The 19,088-nt window shown below is 64.1% G+C and carries 12 protein-coding genes and 4 pseudogenes; 6 read left to right on the top strand and 10 right to left on the bottom strand.

The features are described from left to right. The first annotated feature begins 239 nt into the window (after positions 1-239). Both ABH935_RS48810 and ABH935_RS48805 read left to right on the top strand, forming a co-directional pair. The gene (locus ABH935_RS48810) at positions 240-1,763 is read left to right on the top strand and encodes an MFS transporter (RefSeq protein WP_370384857.1); all 1,524 of its coding nucleotides are present in this window, start codon (positions 240-242) and stop codon (positions 1,761-1,763) included. 322 nt (positions 1,764-2,085) lie between these two features. Then, positions 2,086-4,413, top strand: coding sequence for a sensor histidine kinase (locus tag ABH935_RS48805; protein WP_370384856.1), 2,328 nt, complete (start codon positions 2,086-2,088; stop codon positions 4,411-4,413). Between the two features lie 243 nt (positions 4,414-4,656). Here the strand turns inward: ABH935_RS48805 and ABH935_RS48800 are convergent, their stop codons facing one another. Continuing rightward, positions 4,657-5,115, bottom strand: coding sequence for a hypothetical protein (locus tag ABH935_RS48800; protein ID WP_370384855.1), 459 nt, complete (start codon positions 5,113-5,115; stop codon positions 4,657-4,659). Between the two features lie 146 nt (positions 5,116-5,261). After that, positions 5,262-5,467, bottom strand: a pseudogene (locus ABH935_RS48795) (transposase); the annotation flags it as partial. Positions 5,468-5,602: 135 nt separating this feature from the next. Between ABH935_RS48795 and ABH935_RS48790 the strand changes: the two are divergent. Beyond that, positions 5,603-6,171, top strand: a pseudogene (locus ABH935_RS48790) (IS630 family transposase); the annotation flags it as partial. Here the strand turns inward: ABH935_RS48790 and ABH935_RS48785 are convergent. The 4 genes and pseudogenes from ABH935_RS48785 to ABH935_RS48770 all read right to left on the bottom strand — a co-directional run bounded on the left by ABH935_RS48785 (position 6,164) and on the right by ABH935_RS48770 (position 9,292). Further along, positions 6,164-6,394 carry a hypothetical protein gene (locus ABH935_RS48785; RefSeq protein ID WP_370384877.1) on the bottom strand — a complete coding sequence of 77 codons (231 nt, stop codon included), beginning with the start codon at positions 6,392-6,394 and terminating at the stop codon, positions 6,164-6,166. The pseudogene ABH935_RS48790 and the gene ABH935_RS48785 overlap by 8 nt on opposite strands. 31 nt (positions 6,395-6,425) lie before the next feature. Continuing rightward, positions 6,426-6,944, bottom strand: a complete 519-nt coding sequence (locus ABH935_RS48780; RefSeq protein ID WP_370384854.1) for an Appr-1-p processing protein — start codon at positions 6,942-6,944, stop codon at positions 6,426-6,428. 54 nt (positions 6,945-6,998) lie between these two features. After that, positions 6,999-7,677 (bottom strand): annotated as a pseudogene (locus ABH935_RS48775) (IS5/IS1182 family transposase); the annotation flags it as partial. Between the two features lie 148 nt (positions 7,678-7,825). Then, positions 7,826-9,292, bottom strand: a complete 1,467-nt coding sequence (locus ABH935_RS48770; RefSeq protein WP_370384853.1) for a DHA2 family efflux MFS transporter permease subunit — start codon at positions 9,290-9,292, stop codon at positions 7,826-7,828. Positions 9,293-10,086: 794 nt separating this feature from the next. On the opposite strand from ABH935_RS48770, the pseudogene ABH935_RS48765 reads away from it, so the two are divergent. Together ABH935_RS48765 and ABH935_RS48760 are read left to right on the top strand one after the other, a co-directional pair. Beyond that, positions 10,087-10,362 (top strand): annotated as a pseudogene (locus ABH935_RS48765) (DUF1905 domain-containing protein); the annotation flags it as partial. Further along, positions 10,310-10,507, top strand: a complete 198-nt coding sequence (locus ABH935_RS48760; RefSeq protein ID WP_370384876.1) for a hypothetical protein — start codon at positions 10,310-10,312, stop codon at positions 10,505-10,507. The pseudogene ABH935_RS48765 and the gene ABH935_RS48760, both read left to right, overlap by 53 nt. Positions 10,508-10,759: 252 nt before the next feature. On the opposite strand, the gene ABH935_RS48755 is transcribed toward ABH935_RS48760, so the two are convergent. From ABH935_RS48755 to ABH935_RS48740, 4 genes are all read right to left on the bottom strand, one after another. Continuing rightward, on the bottom strand, positions 10,760-13,618 hold the full coding sequence (locus tag ABH935_RS48755) for a BTAD domain-containing putative transcriptional regulator (RefSeq protein ID WP_370384852.1): 2,859 nt from the start codon (positions 13,616-13,618) through the stop codon (positions 10,760-10,762). Positions 13,619-13,814: 196 nt separating this feature from the next. Next, the gene (locus tag ABH935_RS48750; protein WP_370384851.1) at positions 13,815-14,501 is read right to left on the bottom strand and encodes a TetR/AcrR family transcriptional regulator; all 687 of its coding nucleotides are present in this window, start codon (positions 14,499-14,501) and stop codon (positions 13,815-13,817) included. A 442-nt stretch (positions 14,502-14,943) separates the two neighbouring features. Then, on the bottom strand, positions 14,944-15,609 hold the full coding sequence (locus ABH935_RS48745; RefSeq protein ID WP_370384850.1) for a diguanylate cyclase domain-containing protein: 666 nt from the start codon (positions 15,607-15,609) through the stop codon (positions 14,944-14,946). Between the two features lie 1,163 nt (positions 15,610-16,772). Beyond that, positions 16,773-17,021 carry a hypothetical protein gene (locus ABH935_RS48740; protein WP_370384849.1) on the bottom strand — a complete coding sequence of 83 codons (249 nt, stop codon included), beginning with the start codon at positions 17,019-17,021 and terminating at the stop codon, positions 16,773-16,775. A gap of 727 nt (positions 17,022-17,748) precedes the next feature. On the opposite strand from ABH935_RS48740, the gene ABH935_RS48735 reads away from it, so the two are divergent. Next, positions 17,749-19,088 (top strand): DUF1906 domain-containing protein (locus ABH935_RS48735; RefSeq protein ID WP_370384848.1); only part of this gene is annotated, 1,340 nt, incomplete at its 3' end.

Below are 19,088 nucleotides of genomic sequence, written 5' to 3'. Positions count from 1 at the left end.
TCACGTTGCCCCTGCCAGATCCTGGAAACGCTCGGAGGGGAAGCCGAGCTCAATCTCGCAGTCAGCGCATGCGTTCCTGCCTGTCGCTGGCGTCACACAGGTACGGGAGGCGTCGAAAGGATACGGGCGATGTTTCCTACTGAATGCAGATCATCGATCCGGACAGTCTTCCCTCACTGATTTTCACTAGAGGTTCACTTCGCTCCGGGCATCGGCATGCCCATTTTGGAGAATGAATCATGGCCGAATTGACAGATTTTCACGATGCCGTTCGGATCCCGGTGCGAGGCATTGCGCCGAATCCCCTCGCGGTGCCTGATCCCCGGCGCTGGCTGGCGCTGACGGTGATCATGGTGTCCCAGCTCCTGATCGTGCTGGACGCGACCGTTGTCAACATCGCGTTGCCGACGGCCCAGAAGGCGCTGCACATCAGCGATGCCAACCGCCAGTGGGCGCTCACGGCCTACGCGCTGACCTTCGGCGGTCTTCTGCTGCTCGGTGGCCGGGTCGCCGACTACACCGGTCGTAAGCGCGCGTTCATCATCGGCCTGCTCGGGTTCGCCGGCGCCTCGGCGCTGGGAGGCGCGGCGGCCAACGCGGGGATGCTGTTCGCAGCACGCGGGCTGCAGGGTGCCTTCGCCGCAGTGATGGCACCGGCGGCGCTGTCGCTGCTGACCGTCACCTTCACCGAGCCGAAGGAACGCGCGCGGGCGTTCGGTGTGTTCGGCGCCATTTCCGGCGCCGGTTCGGCCGTCGGCTTGCTCATGAGCGGGTTGCTGACCGAATACGCGAACTGGCGGTGGACGCTTCTGATCGGGGCGCCCATCGCGCTCGGGACGGCCGTCGGGGCCGCCCGCGTCCTGACCGAGAGCAAGGTCAAGGGCGACACCCGCTACGACCTGCCCGGCGCCCTCACCTCGACACTCGGACTGGTCGGACTGGTCTACGGCTTCACAAAGGCCCAGACAGACGGCTGGTCCTCGACCACGACGATCGTCTGGCTGCTGGGCGCCGCGGTGCTGCTCGCCGTCTTCGTGGTGATCGAGGTCCGGAGCGACTGGCCTCTGCTGCCGTTGCGGGTGGTCCTTGACCGGAACCGGGGCGGGTCGTTCCTGGCCGCGCTGCTCGCCGGCGCCGGGATACTCGCCATCGGCCTGTTCATGACCTACTACCTGCAGACCGTCATGCACTTCTCGCCGCTGATGACCGGCGTGGCCTTCCTGCCCTTGACCGCCGTCCTCGTTGTCGGCGCGGGTGTCGCTTCCGCGGTGCTGCCACGGATCGGGCCGCGCTTCCCGATGGTGGCCGGTCTGCTGATGGTCGTCCTCGGCATGGTGCTCTTCACGCGGATCGGAGTGGACACCGGCTACTGGGCGCGCGTCTTCCCGGCGGAGGTCGTAATGGCCTTCGGTATGGGACTGGTGTTCGTCCCGATGTCTTCGACCGCGTTGATCGGCGTCGCCGAGCACGACGCCGGCGTGGCCAGCGCCCTGATCAACTCGGTGCAGCAGATCGGTGGCTCGTTGGGTACCGCGCTCCTGAACACCATCGCCGCCACCGCGGCGGCCAGCTACGTCGTGGCGCACGCCGTCACCCACCCGCCATCCCAGCAGGTGATCAAGGCGGGCATGGTGCACAGCTTCACCGTCGGGTTCTGGGTCAGCGCCGTACTCATCGCCTTCGCCGCGGTCACGACCGTGCTGCTCGTCCGCACCGACAAGAACGAGGTATCCGCAGCCGACGACAGGCCGGTCGCAGGTTGACGGACGCCGACGCCCCGCGCCTCCTGCTGACCGCATCCCCGGTCGGCGGAGGTGCGGGGCACCGAAACTCCGCACGTCCGGGCCCGATTTCGGGGATGGCCCCGCGAAGTGGGAGTCAGTGAATGACTCGTTGTTGGTCAGGTCATATCGCGCGGGCCCCTGGTAAGATTGCGGTTGGGTATGGGCTCTCGAGGTTGGTTGACGGACGGCTGTCGGGACGGGTATGTCGCCTTCTTCGAACGTAGTCAAATCGTCGAACGCCCCCATGGATACGTTGGGCGTTGACCGAAAGCCAAGACAGGCCTGGACTGTCGTCCGTGCAGTGGTCGTGGCTGTGTTCTGGGTCGACGGCGCTATCTTGATACTGAAGGTGTGGCAGTCCGGCCAGGGTGCCTGGCGGACCGGACTCGCGTTCGTTCTGCTGGCCAGCACGGTCTACATACAGATGGCTTACTTCAGCCGTCCGGCGTCCTGGCTGCGATCGCCTCGCTCCTTCGCGCTGCTGGCCATGCAAGCGGGGCTGATCTATCTGCCGCTCCTCATGTTTGATTCCTCGTGGAACGGCTTGCAGAACTTTTTGGCCGGATCGGTCCTGCTGGTACTACCGCCCGTCGCGGCATGGCTGCTGTTCGTTGCGGTTGTCGCGACCGTCCCATTGCTGCAGTACGCCATGATCGTCAATGTGGGGCCGATATTTCTGCTGTACAACCTGCTGGGCTCCGCTGTGGTCGGCATTGCGGTCTACCTGCTGTCGCGGTTGGCCGGTCTGGTCGGCGAACTGCACACGGCACGCGACGATCTGGCTCAACTTGCGGTGGCCGACGAACGGTTACGCTTCGCACGGGACCTGCATGACCTACTCGGCCTGAGCCTGTCGGCGATCACGCTCAAGGGCGAGCTTGCCCACCGGCTGGTCCATGCCCGTCCGGAACGGGCCAATCAGGAGGTGACGGAGCTACTTGACGTCGCCCGGCTGGCGTTGGCCGATGTGCGTTCGGTAGCCAGGGGTTATCAGGATCTGTCGTTGGAGCAGGAAGCGCGGTCGGCCAAGGCCGTGCTTGCCGCGTCCGATATCGACACCCGCCTGGATCTGGAGTATCAGGACCTGTCGGTGCCCGTGATCACCACGCTGGCCGCCGTGCTGCACGAGGGCGTCACGAACGTGCTGCGGCACAGCAAAGCCGAACGCTGCGAGATCGTGGTGCACCAAGCGGCCGGCGAGGTATCTGTGGACATTCTCAACGATGGCGTCAGCGATGAGAACGACAACGGCCCCGATGCGGGCGGCGGCAGCGGTATCCGCAACCTGTCCACCCGGGTGGCCGAGCTCAGTGGTTGGACCACCGCCGGTCTCGAACCGGACGGTCGCTTCCGGCTGCGCGTGGTCATTCCGTGCGCGACAGAGAAGTTCGAGTCGGAGGACCCGCCGGCTGGCACGTTTGGCGGACGGTCCGGGAAAGGCACCCGGTCGACCACCGTGCCCAGCGACCCGGGGCCGCCGGGCGCCGCGATCCGCGAACGGACGACATCGCCCGTTCACGCGCGCTCGACGGCTGTGCTGATCAGCCTCTTCTTCGCAGGCGATGTCCTGATCGCGGTCCTCCACCTCATGGTACTGACCAAGGACCCCGTCAAGCTGGTCTCCGGCATCGACTTCCTGACGGCATTGCTGATCCTGCAACTGGCCTATGTCAACCGGGTCGGCAGCCGACCCCGATCCGGACTGAGTTACGTGCTGTTGCTCGTTCAGGCGTGCCTGATCTACCTGCCGCTGATCCAGCTGGGCCCGGTCTGGATCAGCCAGCCGGGCTTCCTGGCCGGCAGCGCGCTGCTGATGCTGTCGCCGCTATGGGGCTGGACTGTGTTCTGTGCGGTCGTCGCCTCGGTTGCCTGGGTACATGTGATCGCCACCGGCCAGGCGTACGACATCCTCTTCAACTGCGGGACGGCGGTGATCTCCGGCCTGATCGTGTTCGGCGTGATGTCGTTGACCAAGCTGATCGCTGAGCTCGTCGAGACCAGGACGCAGCTGGCCAAGATGGCGATCTCCGAGGAACGGTTGCGGTTCGCCCGGGACCTGCACGACCTGCTGGGCCTGAGCCTGTCGGCGGTGACGCTCAAGAGCGACCTGACCCTACGGCTGCTGGACATCGACCCGGACAAGGCAGCCAAGGAGCTGTTGGAGATCCTGGACCTGGCCAGGCAGGCACTGGCTGACGTCCGTTCGGTGGCCGGCAGCTACCGCGAACTATCCCTCGATGACGAATACCGCTCCGCCCAGTCCGTGCTCGCTGCCGCAGACGTGCGGGTACGTATGGATGTCGAGGACACCGAGCTGCCGGTGCTGGTACGGACGGTGTTGGCTGTGGTGCTGCGGGAGAGTGTCACCAATGTTCTGCGACACTCCAAGGCCGAGCATTGCGACATCGTGATCCGCCAAACCGACGGCGAGGTCAGCCTCGACATCGTCAACGACGGCGTCGCCAGGGCGGAGCCGTTGTCCGCGAGCGGCGCCAAAGGTCCGGCCGTGGTGACTGGCAGCGGCATCCGCAATCTGTCCTATCGAGTGGCCAAACTCGGCGGCGAACTACAGACCGGACTCGACAAGGACGGCCGGTTCCGACTGCGCGTGAGCCTGCCAGTCCAGTGAGCTGAGTTGGGGTTCGGCCGTCACCAATTGAGGCGTAGTAGTGCAAACAAAACACCCTCTTAGTCCAGCGGCGCCCCAGAAACGACCGGCTTCGCCGCCTGCCCAGGGCTCGAGCACGGTCGAAGGCTGATGTTGACAGGCTCCGGCCCCGATGTCCCAGGGCCGGAGCCACGTACGAGCGGACGACTTGCGACTCAGTTCGACGATGCGCCGTGCTTGTCCGGCTCGCTGCGGGTATTGCGACTAGAATCCCGGGATGAGCTCTGAGCCCCACGTCGTGGTTACCAGGGTGTTCGGCGGGAGCCCGACAAATCCCCTAACGCTGTCGAGGCTGGCGGCTTCTTCCCCATTAGGCGCAATCAGCTCAGTGGTTTGATCATAGAAGCCGGGATTCGTCACGCTCGCCTGCAGGCAGTCTTGCCAGGCGTAAGTGCCTGCTGGAATGGTAATACCAAGGTTCTCAAAGTCGCCGATATTCTCGAACGTGTAGCTCCCTGCAGCGAGGATGATGGACCTCGAGACGCAAGCCCTCGGGTCCGAGCTGACAGGGGTAGTGGTGAGCTGCATGGTTGTTTCATTGAAAGCAGCGGGGTGGGTAGCGGGCTGGGCAGCCGATGCCGGCAGCGCGACGGCCAGCGAGGCCAATGTGGCGCAACTAACAGCCGCCATCTGCAGCGTCCTTCTGCGGCGGAAGATCTTCATACATAGAGGTTGTATACCCACCCTGCCATACCACTGCCATAGTACTGTCATACAACTGTTAGCGGGCGTTCGACTCAGGCGGGAGGTCTGTACGGGCCGAAGATAACTGCGCTGGTCCTCGACACCGACATCGCGACCTTATTTTAGTAGACCGCACCCCACGGCGGAAGATCTTTCGGCAGATAGCGCCACTGACAGCCGGTTCGTGCCTGATAGAAGTTCGTGCCTGATAGAAGATCGCGTTCACGATCTCGCGCAGCTCATACCGCCCCTGGTGCCCGCTGACCGACGGCCGGGCGTTCTTCCACGCCTCCAGCGCCGGACGCATCGGCTCCCACTGTGCGTCGGACATGTCACTCGGATACCGGACGTCGTCGTAACCCACCGGCCCACACACCGCACCGTCGCCAGGCCACAGCGTGAACAAGCTCCACATCACATCATCGAGTGACGACAGAACGCCGAATCTTGGCGTAACGCCCTCTGAGTGCGCCGCCGCTCTATTGCCCAAGTGCGAGCTCGGATCGTCCTGGCCTGTGCCGAGGGTGATGGCAAAGCGCCGGTGCTGGCGGTGGCCGCCCGGCCGGGACTCAACCGGGGCCGACCGGCTCGATGCCTGTCCGACGATCCGCGGCCTGGGGTGCCGTGCCGGATTAGCGACACGCAGGTCGAAGACGTCGTGGTCAAGACGCTGGAGGAGGTTCCGGACGGGGCCACGCACTGGTCCAGATATCAGATGGCCGCCGCGGTTGGTCTGTCGCCCTCGACGATCGGCCGGATCTGGCACGCCTTCGGGCTCAAGCCGCATGCGACGGAGGACTTCGAGATCTCCACCGATCCGCTGCTGATCGACAAGGTTCGGGACGTGTTCGGGCTGTAACTTGCTCCGCCAGCGAACAGGCCGTGTTCTCTGTGGATGAGAAGCCACAGATCCAGGCCTTGATCAGGTCCATGCCGGTGCTGCCGACGCTCCCCGGCACCCCCGAGCGCCGCAGCCACGACTATCACCGGTACGGCACCGTCGGTCTGTTCGCCGTGCTGAACACCGCTACGGGACTGGATCGGCAAGGCCACCGGACAGCGCGCCGCCGAGGACTTGGTCGAGGGCGATGCCGAGCGCTATCGAGCCGCAGATGACGAGGTCGACTGCGTCATGCTCGAGATCGTGCTGAGCGCGACCGTGCTTGGAGAACCCGCGCAACAGGCCCGGGAGCGGCTTGTTGCCCTGAGCCGGAGAGCTGCTGACGGTGCGAACCTGCCTGCCGGCGTCATCCAGCACTCGGCGGTGCGTCTTCGTTCAAGCCGGAGGGTCAGGAATGCAGGTCGTAGACCGTCACCGCGACACCCCGAGCGGCAAGGCGCTCCTCGATGAGCGGCTCGATCAGCTCCCACTGTCCGCCGGCCAGGCCGCAGCCGATCCTCGGCATATGCACCGTGGCGCCCAGATCGAGCGCCCTCCCGCCGAGAGCGGTCAACGCCGTCTCGATCGCTGCGTACCGAACGGGAGGATTGCCAGGCCTCGGGCGGTCCCCATGCTGCCCGATCATGTTCGCCACAAAAAGGTCCTCGGCCACAGGAACCAACTGCACCGCGCCAAGCGCGAAGTCGTTCATCGCCCTCTCGCGGTACCACAACCGGTAGGCCGCCTCCGGCTCCCGCCAGCGACGCGAGACCGCGACGACGAATCCCTTCCCCCAGCCGCCAGCATCATTACAGACGTGCGCGACGATCCTCCGGCCAACGCCATTCGGCGCGGTCGCGTCCCCCACCAGGTACTCGATTTCCCTAACCACGTCGTCGACCGTATCGCCACCCACCGACAACCGCATCGGGGACAGCGACGCTGCTGTCTACAAGCGTGGCATTTTAGATCGAATTGATGTTCAGCGCAGGCGGTCGGTGGTGGATCGGGTGTCCCAGCGGTGGGGGTGCGGGCTTCGTGGATGAGTGCGCGGACGGTGGTGAAGGCGGCGGCCGGTAGAGGTGGAAGTCGACGATCCGGCCGTCGCGCTCGAAGCAGCGGCGGATCTTGCCGTAGCCGTTCATCCAGGCCTGCGTGGATTCCATCACCTGGTGCTTGCCAATTTGAATCGGAGCCGGCACGCCTTTGGCGGCGATCTTGCCGATCAAGGCGTGTGCGGTCCAGACGACCTGGCAGGGCTTGCCGTTGAAGGCCGAGTCCCGATGCGCCGTCGCGTTCTCCGGCAGGCTGCCGTCTTGCTCGCGGGGGCGCGCAGGGCGGGAGCTTGGAGTCGCGGCGGTTCGCGCCGTCCGAGACGGAACCCGACGGCACGCCGTTTGCCTCGACGCAGGTCGAGCGCTTCAGGTCCTGCTTGGTGCGGTCGACTGCGTCGGAACGGCGTTGTCGCCTTTGCACGGAGCTTCGGTGTGACAGCCGTCGACGGCCAGGTCGTCCAGTTCCAGCCCGATCATCTAGTCGCAGGCGACGCTGGCGATCCGCTCGTAACCAGAGCCATGCACCAGGACGGCTACCATGTGCCCGAAAACCATTCGGTCGGCAAACCGGCGGCCGTGACAGTCCCACGAATGGCCCGGAGCGAACCCCGAGATCACCAGGATCCGTACCTGCCCACCAACACCCTCAATCACCTCCAGCCCGAACCGGGCCACCCATACCTATTAGGATCGCGCTAAGGTGCCGGACCGCGGGCGATTCTTTGCGCCCACGATCCGGCATAGTGCGCCGACTCTAATTGGCGGCGATCAGCTCGACAGCATCGAGTTTGACGGGCTGTTCGGCCGCAGTTTGCCGACCGCGTAGCGCAGTCACGGCGATGCCGATCGCTACTCCGGTCAGCGCTGCGCCGATCCAGAACGCCAGGTGGTAGCCGCCGGTCAGCGCATCTGCGGCGGCCGTTCCGGTAGCGGCCAGGTGGGTGCTGCGCGAGGCGGAGACGGTCGCCAGCACTGCGAGCCCCAACGCCCCGCCGACTTGCGCAGTGGTGCTGAGCAGTCCAGAAGCTATGCCGGCGTCCTGCGGGGCGGTGTCGGACATGGCGAGCGTCATCAAAGAGGGAAAAGCGATTCCGGCTCCGATGCCGAGCAGCACCATGGGCGGCAGAATATTGGGCAGGTAGGCGCTGTCGCTTGGGGCCTGGGCGAAGAACACCAGTCCAGCCGCTATGACGGCGAGGCCGGCGATCAACAGGGCGCGCGCACCGAATCGGGCGGTGAGCCGCGCTGAGTAGCGCACCGAGAGTCCGCCCATCAGGATCGTGACCGGCAGAAAGGCGAGCCCGATCTGCAGGGAGTCGTAGCCGCGCACTCGCTGCAGGTACAGTGCGCCGAGAAAGAACATCCCGAACATGCCTACCGTTGACAGCATCTGAATCGCATTCGCCGCGACCAAGGCACGGGTGCGGAAGATCCGAAGCGGCATCAGCGGGTTCGCCGCCGTCGCTTGACGGACCAGGAAGGCCGCAAGCAGGATCACCGAGAAGGCAATGAGGATGAGGGTGAGGGGCGCCGTCCATCCGTGTTCGGCGGCAGGCTTCACGATGGTGTAGACCGCAAGCATGAGCGCCGAGGCGACCAGCACGGCGCCCAGGACGTCCGCGCCAGACCGGGCTTCAGGGCGCCGATCGGCGTCGAGCAGCCGCCGTGCTGCCGTCACTGTAGCGATTCCGACCGGGACGTTGACGAAGAAGATCCAGTGCCAGTTGATCGACTGGGTCAGCACGCCGCCTGCGAGCAGGCCCACTGCTCCGCCGGCGGACGCCACGAATGCGTAGATTCCGATGGCCTTCGCCTGGTCTTGCGGCTCGGGGAACATGGTGACGATCATGCTCAGGATCACCGCTGACGTCATGGCGCCGCCGACCCCCTGCACAAACCGGGCCGCGACCAGCATCTCCTGGCTCTGAGCCACGCCGCACAGCAGAGACGCCGCGGTGAAGACCACAAGACCGGTGAGGAAGACCCGTCTGCGACCAAAGAGGTCGCCGACCCGCCCGGCCAGCAAGAGCAGCCCGCCGAAGGCGATGAGGTAGGAGTTCACGACCCATGTAAGGCCGGAGTCAGTGAAGTGCAAATCGTTCTGGATCGAGGGCAAAGCCACGTTCACGATCGTCGTGTCGAGGACGATCATCAGCATGCCGACGCAGAGCACGTAAAGCGCGAGCCAGCGAGAGCGGTCGCTTCGCAGCTTGACAGTCATGGTTGTCTCCTGTTGTCATCCGCCGCGTTCGCGACGGTCTGTTTTGGTCGAAGCGTTACGTGGTTCGCTTGAGTGTCGGTTCCGCGCAGTCACTTTCGACATCCGCACGTAAGACGATCCAACGGATCCAGACTCATCGGTCGCGGCGGCCCGGTTTGATCCGAACGTGATTCGATTCAGCTGGAGCAGGGCGGCAGCCCCGACAGCCATGACACAGATCGGTGCCCCGGCCCCGAGGCGGCTCCATCATCAGCGTCGTCCTCTCGTCACCCATGCCTCGCGTTGGACTCGGGCGCGAACATCCCGGTGCCGGGGAAGCCCGGCAGTTGCGCGAACCAAGCTCGGTCCATCCATGTGAGCTTCCAGGCGGACTGAGGATCAGGGTGCTGCGCGACGGCCAATCGGTGGCGCAAGATCAAGATTCCGACGTTCTTCGCCGTCGTATCGCGATCCGAGAGTCGGATCTAGGCGAAGATCCGGGTCGCCAGCAGGTAGACCAGCTTCAGCGCCACAGGTCACGTCACCCCAGCTCGCAGGGTTGTCGGGCTCGGCGATCGGCTTGGTCTCCCTGGCGCAGCGGTCCGCGTGCGGCATGGGAGCCGAATGGCATCAGCTATGCGTACGGTCAGACTGGCTTGCTGCTGAGCACTGCGCTGAGGCGACGGGTGTGGCGTGGACGCGATCGCTGGCCACAACGGATTCGGCACCGAGTCGGCGGTCTCGACAAACTGCACTAGCAAGATGCGGGCATCGAACTCACAGGCTTGATCTCTTAGGTACGGAGGCGAGGCATCATGACCGCGCAGCAAGGCAAGAGCGGCACTACGTTCGAGAAGACATTCACAGCGGGGCTTTAAAAGAGTCCGGGCAAGGGCGGCAGGACTTACGTCGTGATGTCGGGCTCGGCTGGATTCTTCGGCACCCGTGGCCTGGTGAAGGTGCGTGGACGTGTTGACAGAGAGCCGTTCTGGGGCTCCTTCATTCCTCTCGGCGACGGCACGCACAAGCTTGCTCTAGTTGACCGTCGGCGTCGGCGCACGCATCGGCAAGCAGGTGGCGACACCGTCACAGCCCGTTCGGCGACCGGATCGCGTGATGAAGGTGTCGCAGTCGGTCATCACGAGTGCCGTACCGTCACCGCGCGATGCGAGCGAGGCAAGCGTCGCCAAGGCGCTGGGGCTCGAGCCTGTGCGCGTGTTCGACGCGAGGGAGTAGCTGGGCCAGAGCGGCGATGATCGCGCGGTCGGCCCAGTTGAGTCTCGGCTTCGGATCGGCCCGGCATAACACTGCGACCTCGCGGAGGACCGTCAGCGCGGCGTCATTCGACGCTGACGATCGGGCGAGCAGCGCCGGCCGCGCTGCGAGTTGTGGAACCGTCAGGCCTTGTTTCGACCCATGCAACGGTTTGCCTCAAGCCCGTCGTCTGGCTCGTCAACACGCGGCTGGTCTCATCGGACCAAGCGGTCCCTACGATTCAACCGTTGACGATGTCACCCTACGAGGTATTTCGTTCAATTTAGCGCGTATTTCGGCTGCATACGGGTGGTGAAGCTCCTCGAGTATGACAATGGCGCGGATCCATGCCTCGCTCGCGGAGTCAAGGTCATTTGCTGCGCTACATGCGTCGCCCAGGTTGCTGAGCGTGGCGGCAAGCTCGAAGCGGTTGCCGAACTCGCTGAAAAGAGTGGTAGCGCGTTTGAAGCATTCCACTGACTGGCTGTAGTTATGCAAGTGCTGGTGTATATAGCCGAGGCTATCCCATACGAAGGCTTCCGAAAGTGGGTTTCCAACTTCCTGCTGTAAAGCCAGGGCTTGCTTGCACAATATGAGAGCGCGTTCGAAGTCCCCGAGATGGGCGGTGTGCCAACCGACCTTGTTGAGACAGGTGGCGTGAAGATATGGATTATCCAATTTCGCGGAGAGCTCGAGAGCGATCTCGGAATGCGCTAGGGCGTCGCTGTAGCGATCTTGAATCGAGAACAGCATAGACAGATCGCCTTGCGCGCGGGCCTGCCCGGCCAGGTCATCGAGTTCGATGTAAAGTGTGAGTGCGTTTTGATATTGCCGGAGTGTGTCTTCATAGAAGCCGAGACGCATGCTCAGCATCCCGCCACTGCGATGTGTATAGGCTTTGGCCTGCTTGTCATTGAGGCGTTCTGCGGCGTCGTGCGCAATGCGCTGTACGGTACCCCAATCATCCCAGAAGCCGTGCCAGTCGAGATGACGGTGGAAGGCCATGGGAAGCTGCCATGCGTGGACGTCGAACCCGAACTCTACGGCCAGACTCGTGACCGCCATCAACACTCGGTATTCGGCTCGGAACCAGTTGGTCGCCTGCTCGCGACTTCTGAGTTCCTCAGGCGAGGAACCTTCGTAAGTAGGTGTCAGCGGGATCGGTATGGGGTGCTGGGACGGACTGAGGATGCCGTCACCTGCACGGGCTGTATGGAGATAGTGGTCCAGCATGCGGCCGATTGCGGCTTGCCGTTGTTCTGGCGGGATGATCGCATCGGCCAATTCCGCGGCGAACGCCCGGATCAGGTCGTGCAGGACGTACCGGCCCAGTCGATCCTCTCTGATCAGGTGCAGCGTCGCCAATTCTCGTATAGCGGCCCCGACCTGGCGTGGCGAGGTGCCTGTGAGGCTCGCGGCCGCGGGGCCTGAGATGTCCGGGCCGGGGTGGATGCTCAGCAGTTGCAGGAGGGTGGCGGCTTGGCTGCTGAGGGACTGGTACGACCACGAGAACACGGCCCTGAGATTCCGTCTCGGATCTCCGGCATCCAACGCGTCCAGGACCTGTTGGGTGTCTTGGAGCTCCACCGCGAACGCTGAGAGCGGGAGTCCGGGGCGAGCGGCAGCGCGTGCGGCTGTGATGGCCAGGGCGAGTGGAAGACGGCCACAGAGAGCCGCCAGTTCAGCTGCTGTTTCACCGCCGGCGGCTATGCGGGCTGCGCCCAGTCTCGACGACAGCAGTTCCGTGGCCTCATCTTCGCTGAGCACGTCCAAGGCAATGAGCTGAGCCCCGAAACCGACGGCGAGAGGAGTCAGGGGATTGCGGCTGGTCACCACGACCATGCTTCCCGCAGCTCCCGGCAACAGTGGCGAAACTTGCGCCGAGTCGCGCGCATTGTCCAGCACGATCAGGGTTCGCCGTTCAGCCATCAGGGTGCGGTACAGGCCGGCTTGGGCATCCAGCCCAACCGGAATTTGTTCGACCGGCACGCCGAGCGCACCGAGGAAGACGCACAGAACTTCCGTCGGAGCCGCTGGGTCACCAGAGGGGTCGAATCCGCGCAGGTCTGCGTAAAGCTGCCCGTCGGGGAAAATGGCAGCTGCATGATGCGCCCAGTGCACCGCTAGCGCCGTTTTCCCTACGCCTGCCATACCACAGACTACAGAAATTCCCATCGTCGCTGTGTCGGCAACAATGCTGTCCGACATCTCGGAGAGCAGTTTCAGCTCTCCGGCTCTTCCGACGAATCCTGCTGTGCCGGCGGGCAGGAGCCGCGGTACTCTGAGGCCTGCGTCTGTATGTGCCGGTTCAGTTGCAGTCGTAGCCTCATCTTCACCCTTATCTGCCGGTATACTGGGCGAGTTCGACTTCAACAGTTGCAAATAGAGATTTTGCAGGTCGGGCGAAGGGTCCAAGCCGAGCTCCTGCGACAGGAATTCTCTGGCCTTGTGGTACTGCTCGATAGCCTCTGCTCGCCGGGCAGCGCCGACCAGCGCACGGATGAGCTGGGCCCACAGTTGCTCGCGGAGCGGATACTGATTGACAATGCCGAGCAGCTCCGTGATCACTCGGTCACTGTGTCCAGCGGCCAAATTGAGATTCGCTCGCGAGTGGATGGCGCTGAGGCGCTCGTCGATCATGCCGGGGACGAAGTCGCGATCCAGTGCTGACGAACGAAGATCTGCCAATGGGTCGCCTCGCCACAATCCGAGTGCCTGGTCCAGCAGGTCGAGGGCTACGTCGACATTTTCGGTCGCATTGGCTTCGCGCACCAGTCGACGGAAGTGAAGTAGATCGACATGATCGGGATCGACATCGAGGAGGTAGCCATTGGGGGTGGTCACAATCGCATCAGGAACTTCGACACGTGCTCGTGCGACCATGCTCTGCAGACTCGAACGTACTCGCTCCGGCTGCTCCTCCGGCCATATCAGGGCTGCCAGGCGGTCGATGCCGACCGGGCGGCCCGCGGACATCGCGAGCAGCGCGATCAGGGTCCTTATCCGACCGCGCGAGAGCGTGGCTTTGGCTCCGTCTCGCGTTACCACAAGCGGCCCCAGCACGCCTATCTGAAGGCCCTCGTCAGTAGACATGTCCGACCTCGCATGGCCATCCATGCCGTGTGCGCGGGCTCGGTTCTACGACGTTCGGCCACGCTCGGGTGCCGACCCTGTCATACCTGATCAGGAACTTGTAGTTCACTCGAGTCCCCTGGCTCTCTTCTTGATCTCGTGTGCTGTCCTCGGATCAGCACCCCTCAGCCGCATCTGGTCGGCCGGCTGCCCGTGATCATGGATCGGCGGGCCCAAGGTTGCCGTTCACGAATGGCTTGGGGCCCAGTCTGCGCAAGTCGGCGAGGTTGAGCCCGGATGCCGGCAGTGGGTCCGGGCCCGAACGCAACCCTGCGAGCACAATGCTCAGATGCCGCTGCGCAACCGCATCTTGGGTCTCTTGGGCTTGGCCGGGGGGAAGGGGCCGTGATAGCCGGACAAGCAGAAGCCCGACGTCGCCGAAGGTGAGATCCGGTCGCAGTGCACCATCACGCTGCGCGTTGGCGATCAGCGCGATAATCGCGTCGGTACTGCGCTGCCGCAGCTGGTTGAGGTGCTTGTCGTTGGGATCGATCACCGAGGCGATCGCAGGCATCACCCAGGAAACCCGCATGCGTATTGCTTCGCGCATGTAGCGAGCCAATGCCTCAAAGCTGTCCTCCTCTTCATCGAGTGCTTGTTCTGCCGCCTGCGCCGACAGGCCTATCACCTGTGCGGCAATAGCTCGAAGCAGGGCCGCGCGATCTGGAAAATGACGGTACAACGTCGCGTTCCCGACGCCGGCCGCCCGGGCGATCTCGTCGAGCGGCACCGCTGGCCCGCGCTCAGCCATCAGCTCAATGGCCTGGAAGAGCAACGCTTCGCGGTTGCGGCGACCGTCCGCCCGGGTGAGGCGGCCAGCCGCATCCGGGGAACTGACTCTCATATGTCACATCGTGCGCTCCCTCGTGACGGACCGCAAGCGCACAAATGTTCGAAGGAAGGCCAAGTCGTGAATGCGCTGGTCAGGACTGCCTCACTGGGATGGGATACCTTCCCCGCTACGCGGATCCCTGTGGCCGCGGACTCTTCGCCTCATGCCGAACATCCGGCCAAGGCGCGATGAACCCCGCGAGAGGGTCCGTAGAGGCGCATGATACGAGACTTCACCATCGTCGTATTTGTGACCGTATTGGCGAAAAGCTCCGTTTTGGACGTGCGTAACCGCTGCAATCGCGACGTTCACATTCGCGATCGCTCCTATCGCTGTAGTTCAGGATTACGACGATAGGGTCCGGCGACACGACCGTTCGCATTTGAAGGTCGTATCAGACTGCGACGGCAGTCCCTCACCCACTGGCGGCCGGCTCAGGTCGCCAACAGCAAACTCAGCGGCCATTCGATGTTGCCAATTCGCGGAGCCGCCCACCGTTGGAGGCCGATGGACGCATTTCGGGAGCGTAGAAGACGTATGCCCCGAGGCTTGCCTTGGCCTGGTAGAGGGCTATGTCCGCTCTACGAAGCTGGTCACTCCAAGTGCTGTCCGGCTCCGGGAGGGCGATGCCGGCGGAGGCGCGCGGCCGGCTAATTGCGTCACGTTGATCGGATCGCAGCACCGTCGGTGCGCTCAACTGCGCAAGGGTCCTGCTCATCCACAGATCGATGGTCACGCGGTCGCACGCCGGCAGCAATAGCAGAAACTCGTCCCCGGCCAGCCTGGCCGCCGTGGCTCCGATCGGCTTACAAGCCTCGTTGAGTCGTTGCGCCACAGTGCTCAGCTGTACGTCGCCAGCCTCGTGCCCCCACGTGTCATTGACTGCCTTGAACTCGTCAAGGTCGAGGAGAACGACGCCGCATTGGCCGCGTGCAGCCATCTCCTGCTGGTAGATGCACTGTGCCAGCGTACGATTCGGCAGCCTGGTCAAGGGATCGTGCTCAGCAAGCCAGCGGGCGCCGTCAAGCTCGGCACCCATCCGATGAAGTCGCAAGCAGCTAAGCGCCAAACCGAGGACGAACCCGGCAAACACCGCGACAGCGATCGTAGTTCCGGACATAGGTTGTTCCCGCTTCGGGAGGGCCCACCAGGCCACAGCATTGACGACTGGATGGTGACGCAACGTGACTTAGGCGGAGGTCCCAGTCGGACCTTTGATGAGCCCATGATGCTTGGGGCGGATTGAACTTTGACTCCGGTCTGCTGTCATCACGCTTTCATGAGCCGAATTGTGGGCCGAACGGCTGTGCGGCCAGGTCGCAGATGGGCCGTATTTGTTGAGCGACGTTCAAGATGCAGACGTGAGCTGCGATTTTCGGCCATGATGCCTGCGACAAGATTCGGTGGCATGAGTTTGAGACAAGAGGTGCTCGTCGGCGACGACACCTTGCCGATGAAGGGCATGCGACGGCCCTCCCAGGTCTCTTCCCGTCACCGTCCCGGGAGGGCCGTGGTGCGCTTGGAGGCGCGGTGCTCACCGTAGGGGCGGATTCGGCTGCGGTCGAGTCGGAGTTGGTGGCAGGGCGGCTGAGCTGCCTGGGGACGGCTGACGCAGACCGGTCGTCCAGGATGCCGGCGACGTAGACGCCCATGCCCAGCACGCCGCCGTGTGCGTCACCTACTGTCCGATTCCGGTATCGCGGCAGATCGCCGGGCCGAGCCGCCAGCCGACGTCCTCTATGACGGCCGGCTTGTCGCCGGCTTCCAATCCGATGGCCGCAGGTTCGAAGCTTGCCGGGCACCCATCTGGCCAGGTACTAAGCGTTTCCCGGCGCCGAGCCGATCTTGGACCGATCCGAGGTCTTCGTTGGGCGGACGGTGCCGACGGCAGCGGACGTCATCGCCAAGGCCGGCGGCGCACTCACGTAGATGTCGGCAGTGAGCGCGATCGACAAGTGCGCCAGCTGGTCTGAGAACACTTTCAAGGCAAGCTCGGCAGGAGGGCACTACACCAAAGGCCCGGCGCTCGGCCTCCTGTCGCCGGCACTGCGCTGTCAGCACCTTGACTGTGGTCCGGTCAAGCGCCACCGTCCGCACGCTTGTTGGCGTCTTCGGCGCTCTTGAACGATTCCCCCGTGGCACCCTTGACTTGGTGCGTCCAGATCGCACCATCGCAACCCGGCCGTCTCCGGTCGTCGGAGATCGCTGCCTGGAACGTTGGTGTCTGAGTGGCTGTCCATATCGCCACCGCAGGGTGCTCGCCGGTGGATTTCCAGTGCGCTCTCAGGTCCTCGGCCCACACCACCGCCCGAGGACGATGACGGCGTGGCGGCCAGCCTCGCGCGCAGGATTCCACTCGATCAGGCCACGACGCAACGCTGCGTTCAGCACTGCTCGTGGCGTGGCGTGGATGCGGATGATTGTGCCTGCGGGCAGCGTGGAATCACGCAACCGGGTTCGTCTTCTGGCCAATGCGGCGTAGAAGTTGTTGAGCTCCTTGATGGCGAGTTCGGTCAGCGGGATGTTTCCCAAGCACCTCCTCTCCGTGTAGCGCGGCAGTGCGCTGCTGCGGAACAGGCGCAGGTCACCACCGTCAGTGTCCCTGTGAAGGAAAGCCGGGGGAGTGGTGGGTTTGGCCCGAAATGGCGAGTTCGCGAAGGGCGATTTGAAGGGAAGCGGACTCGTGACCCGCGGATCAAGAGGAGATCTCCGAGGTCCGCAGGCGGCGGAACCGGCAGCCGGTTGCCCGGATGACCTGCCGCGAACACGCCGGAGCAAGATGCATAGTGCGACCCACAACGACCGTGGCGGACTCGAACACGACGAGACCTCCGAACACCCGCCATATCACAGGTCTCGTTTCACACGCCTACTCACCCAACGGGCCTTGACAATATCCCTTAGCTACTCGCTCCAATAACGTCTCGGCGTGCCGCAGTCCTCGGTCTGCACGTAACCAGGTCGCGCTTGTGCAACCGATCCTGAACGTCCGCTCCCGCTCTGTGAAGTCGTGGATGTCGCGGTGTTGCCGCGTGAGGTCACGTTGGACCTTGGAATCGATCCGGGTTCCTTACAGCGCATCGATTACCGACATGGAGGCTTGACAGCATTCTGACAGTCTCGTGGCACGTGCTTCGCGCATAGTCGGCGCATCCGTAATTCCGCGGGTGCAGGAACGTGCCAAGGAGCGTGTTGAGTGCGAAGTCCTCGATTGCGTGGTCGCGCGGTAGTAGTCGTCGTGGGTCTGCTCGGTACCGCGATGGCAGCACAGAACTCGGCGGCGGGCAGTAATACTTCTGGTTCGGCCGTGGTGAGCTTTGACGGATACGAGATCGCCGTTCCCTCCGCGTGGCCTGTGGTGAACCTGGAGGCGGCGCCCACGAGCTGTGTGCGTTTCGACCAGCATGGGGTTTATCTGGGTCACCCCGGTCGGGACCAGATCTGTCCGGCGCACGTTCTAGGCCAGAGTGAGGCAGTCGTTGTCGAGCCCTTGGGCAATGCGGTAATTCCCAGCGGGACGGTGTGGTTGGCTCCGGGTCAGGCTCGCCCGGCCACTATCCCGGCCACCACGGATCACCGTGTCAGTTTCGCGATACCCGCTGCCGGAGTGCTGGTCACCGGTAGCTACGGCGTGAACGAAGACACAATTGCTCGCGTGCTTGCCAGTGCCGTCGTGACGGCCCAAGCCAAGCCGGCTGCTGCGAAGCCGCCAGGTAATGTCGTGGCGGTTAGCCCACACGTGTCTGAGCCCGGGTCCTTCCAGGGCCTGGGGTTCGACGCGTGCGCTGCGCCGTCGTCGGCGGCCATGCAGGCTTGGTCGTCATCCCCTTACCGGGGGGTGGGCGTGTATATCGGCGGCGTCAATCGCGCCTGTGCCCAACCCAACCTCACCGCCTCGTGGGTTTCCGGGCAGGACAGCGCCGGCTGGCATCTCTTCCCCATCTATGTCGGCTTGCAAGCTCCGTGCTCAGGCATCGGTGCCACGATCGACCCGGCGAATGCCAACGCGCAGGGGCAATCCGCGGCACAAGACGCCGTCGCGCAGGCTCAGGGACTAGGTGTCACCGCCGGCAGCGTGCTCTACGACGATATGGAGTCCTACGCGCGCGGCGGCAGTTGTACCCAGGCCGTGCTGGACTTCCTAGCTGGCTGGACTACCGCTCTGCATGTGTCCGGCTATAGCTCAGGGGTGTACAGCAGCTCCGGCTCCGGCATCAGCGACCTGGTCGCCGCGGCCGGCGGCTCGTATCCCTCACCGGACAACGTCTATTTCGCCCGGTGGAACAACGTCCCCGACACCAATGACGTTGCCATCCCGGCGGCAGATTGGTCCAACCATCAGCGCATTCACCAGTACGCCGGCGGCCACAACGAGAGTTACGGCGGCGTCACTATCAACATCGACGGCGATGCGCTGGATGTGTCCTCCTCATTGTTGGTGTCGCGGTTGGGTGTGTTGGAGTCGTCGGGTGGTGTGGTCCAAATCAAGGAGGGTGGGCTGTCGGCCCAGTGGTCGCCGGCGGAGATGGGCGGGATCGCCAAATTCCAGATCAACGGCGACTGGATCGGGGTGCTGACGACCGGCGGGGAGTTGTTCGT

The sequence above is a fragment of the Catenulispora sp. GAS73 genome, from assembly GCF_041262085.1.
Lineage (GTDB): Bacteria > Actinomycetota > Actinomycetes > Streptomycetales > Catenulisporaceae > Catenulispora.
This window is presented reverse-complemented; position numbering and strand designations above follow the sequence as displayed.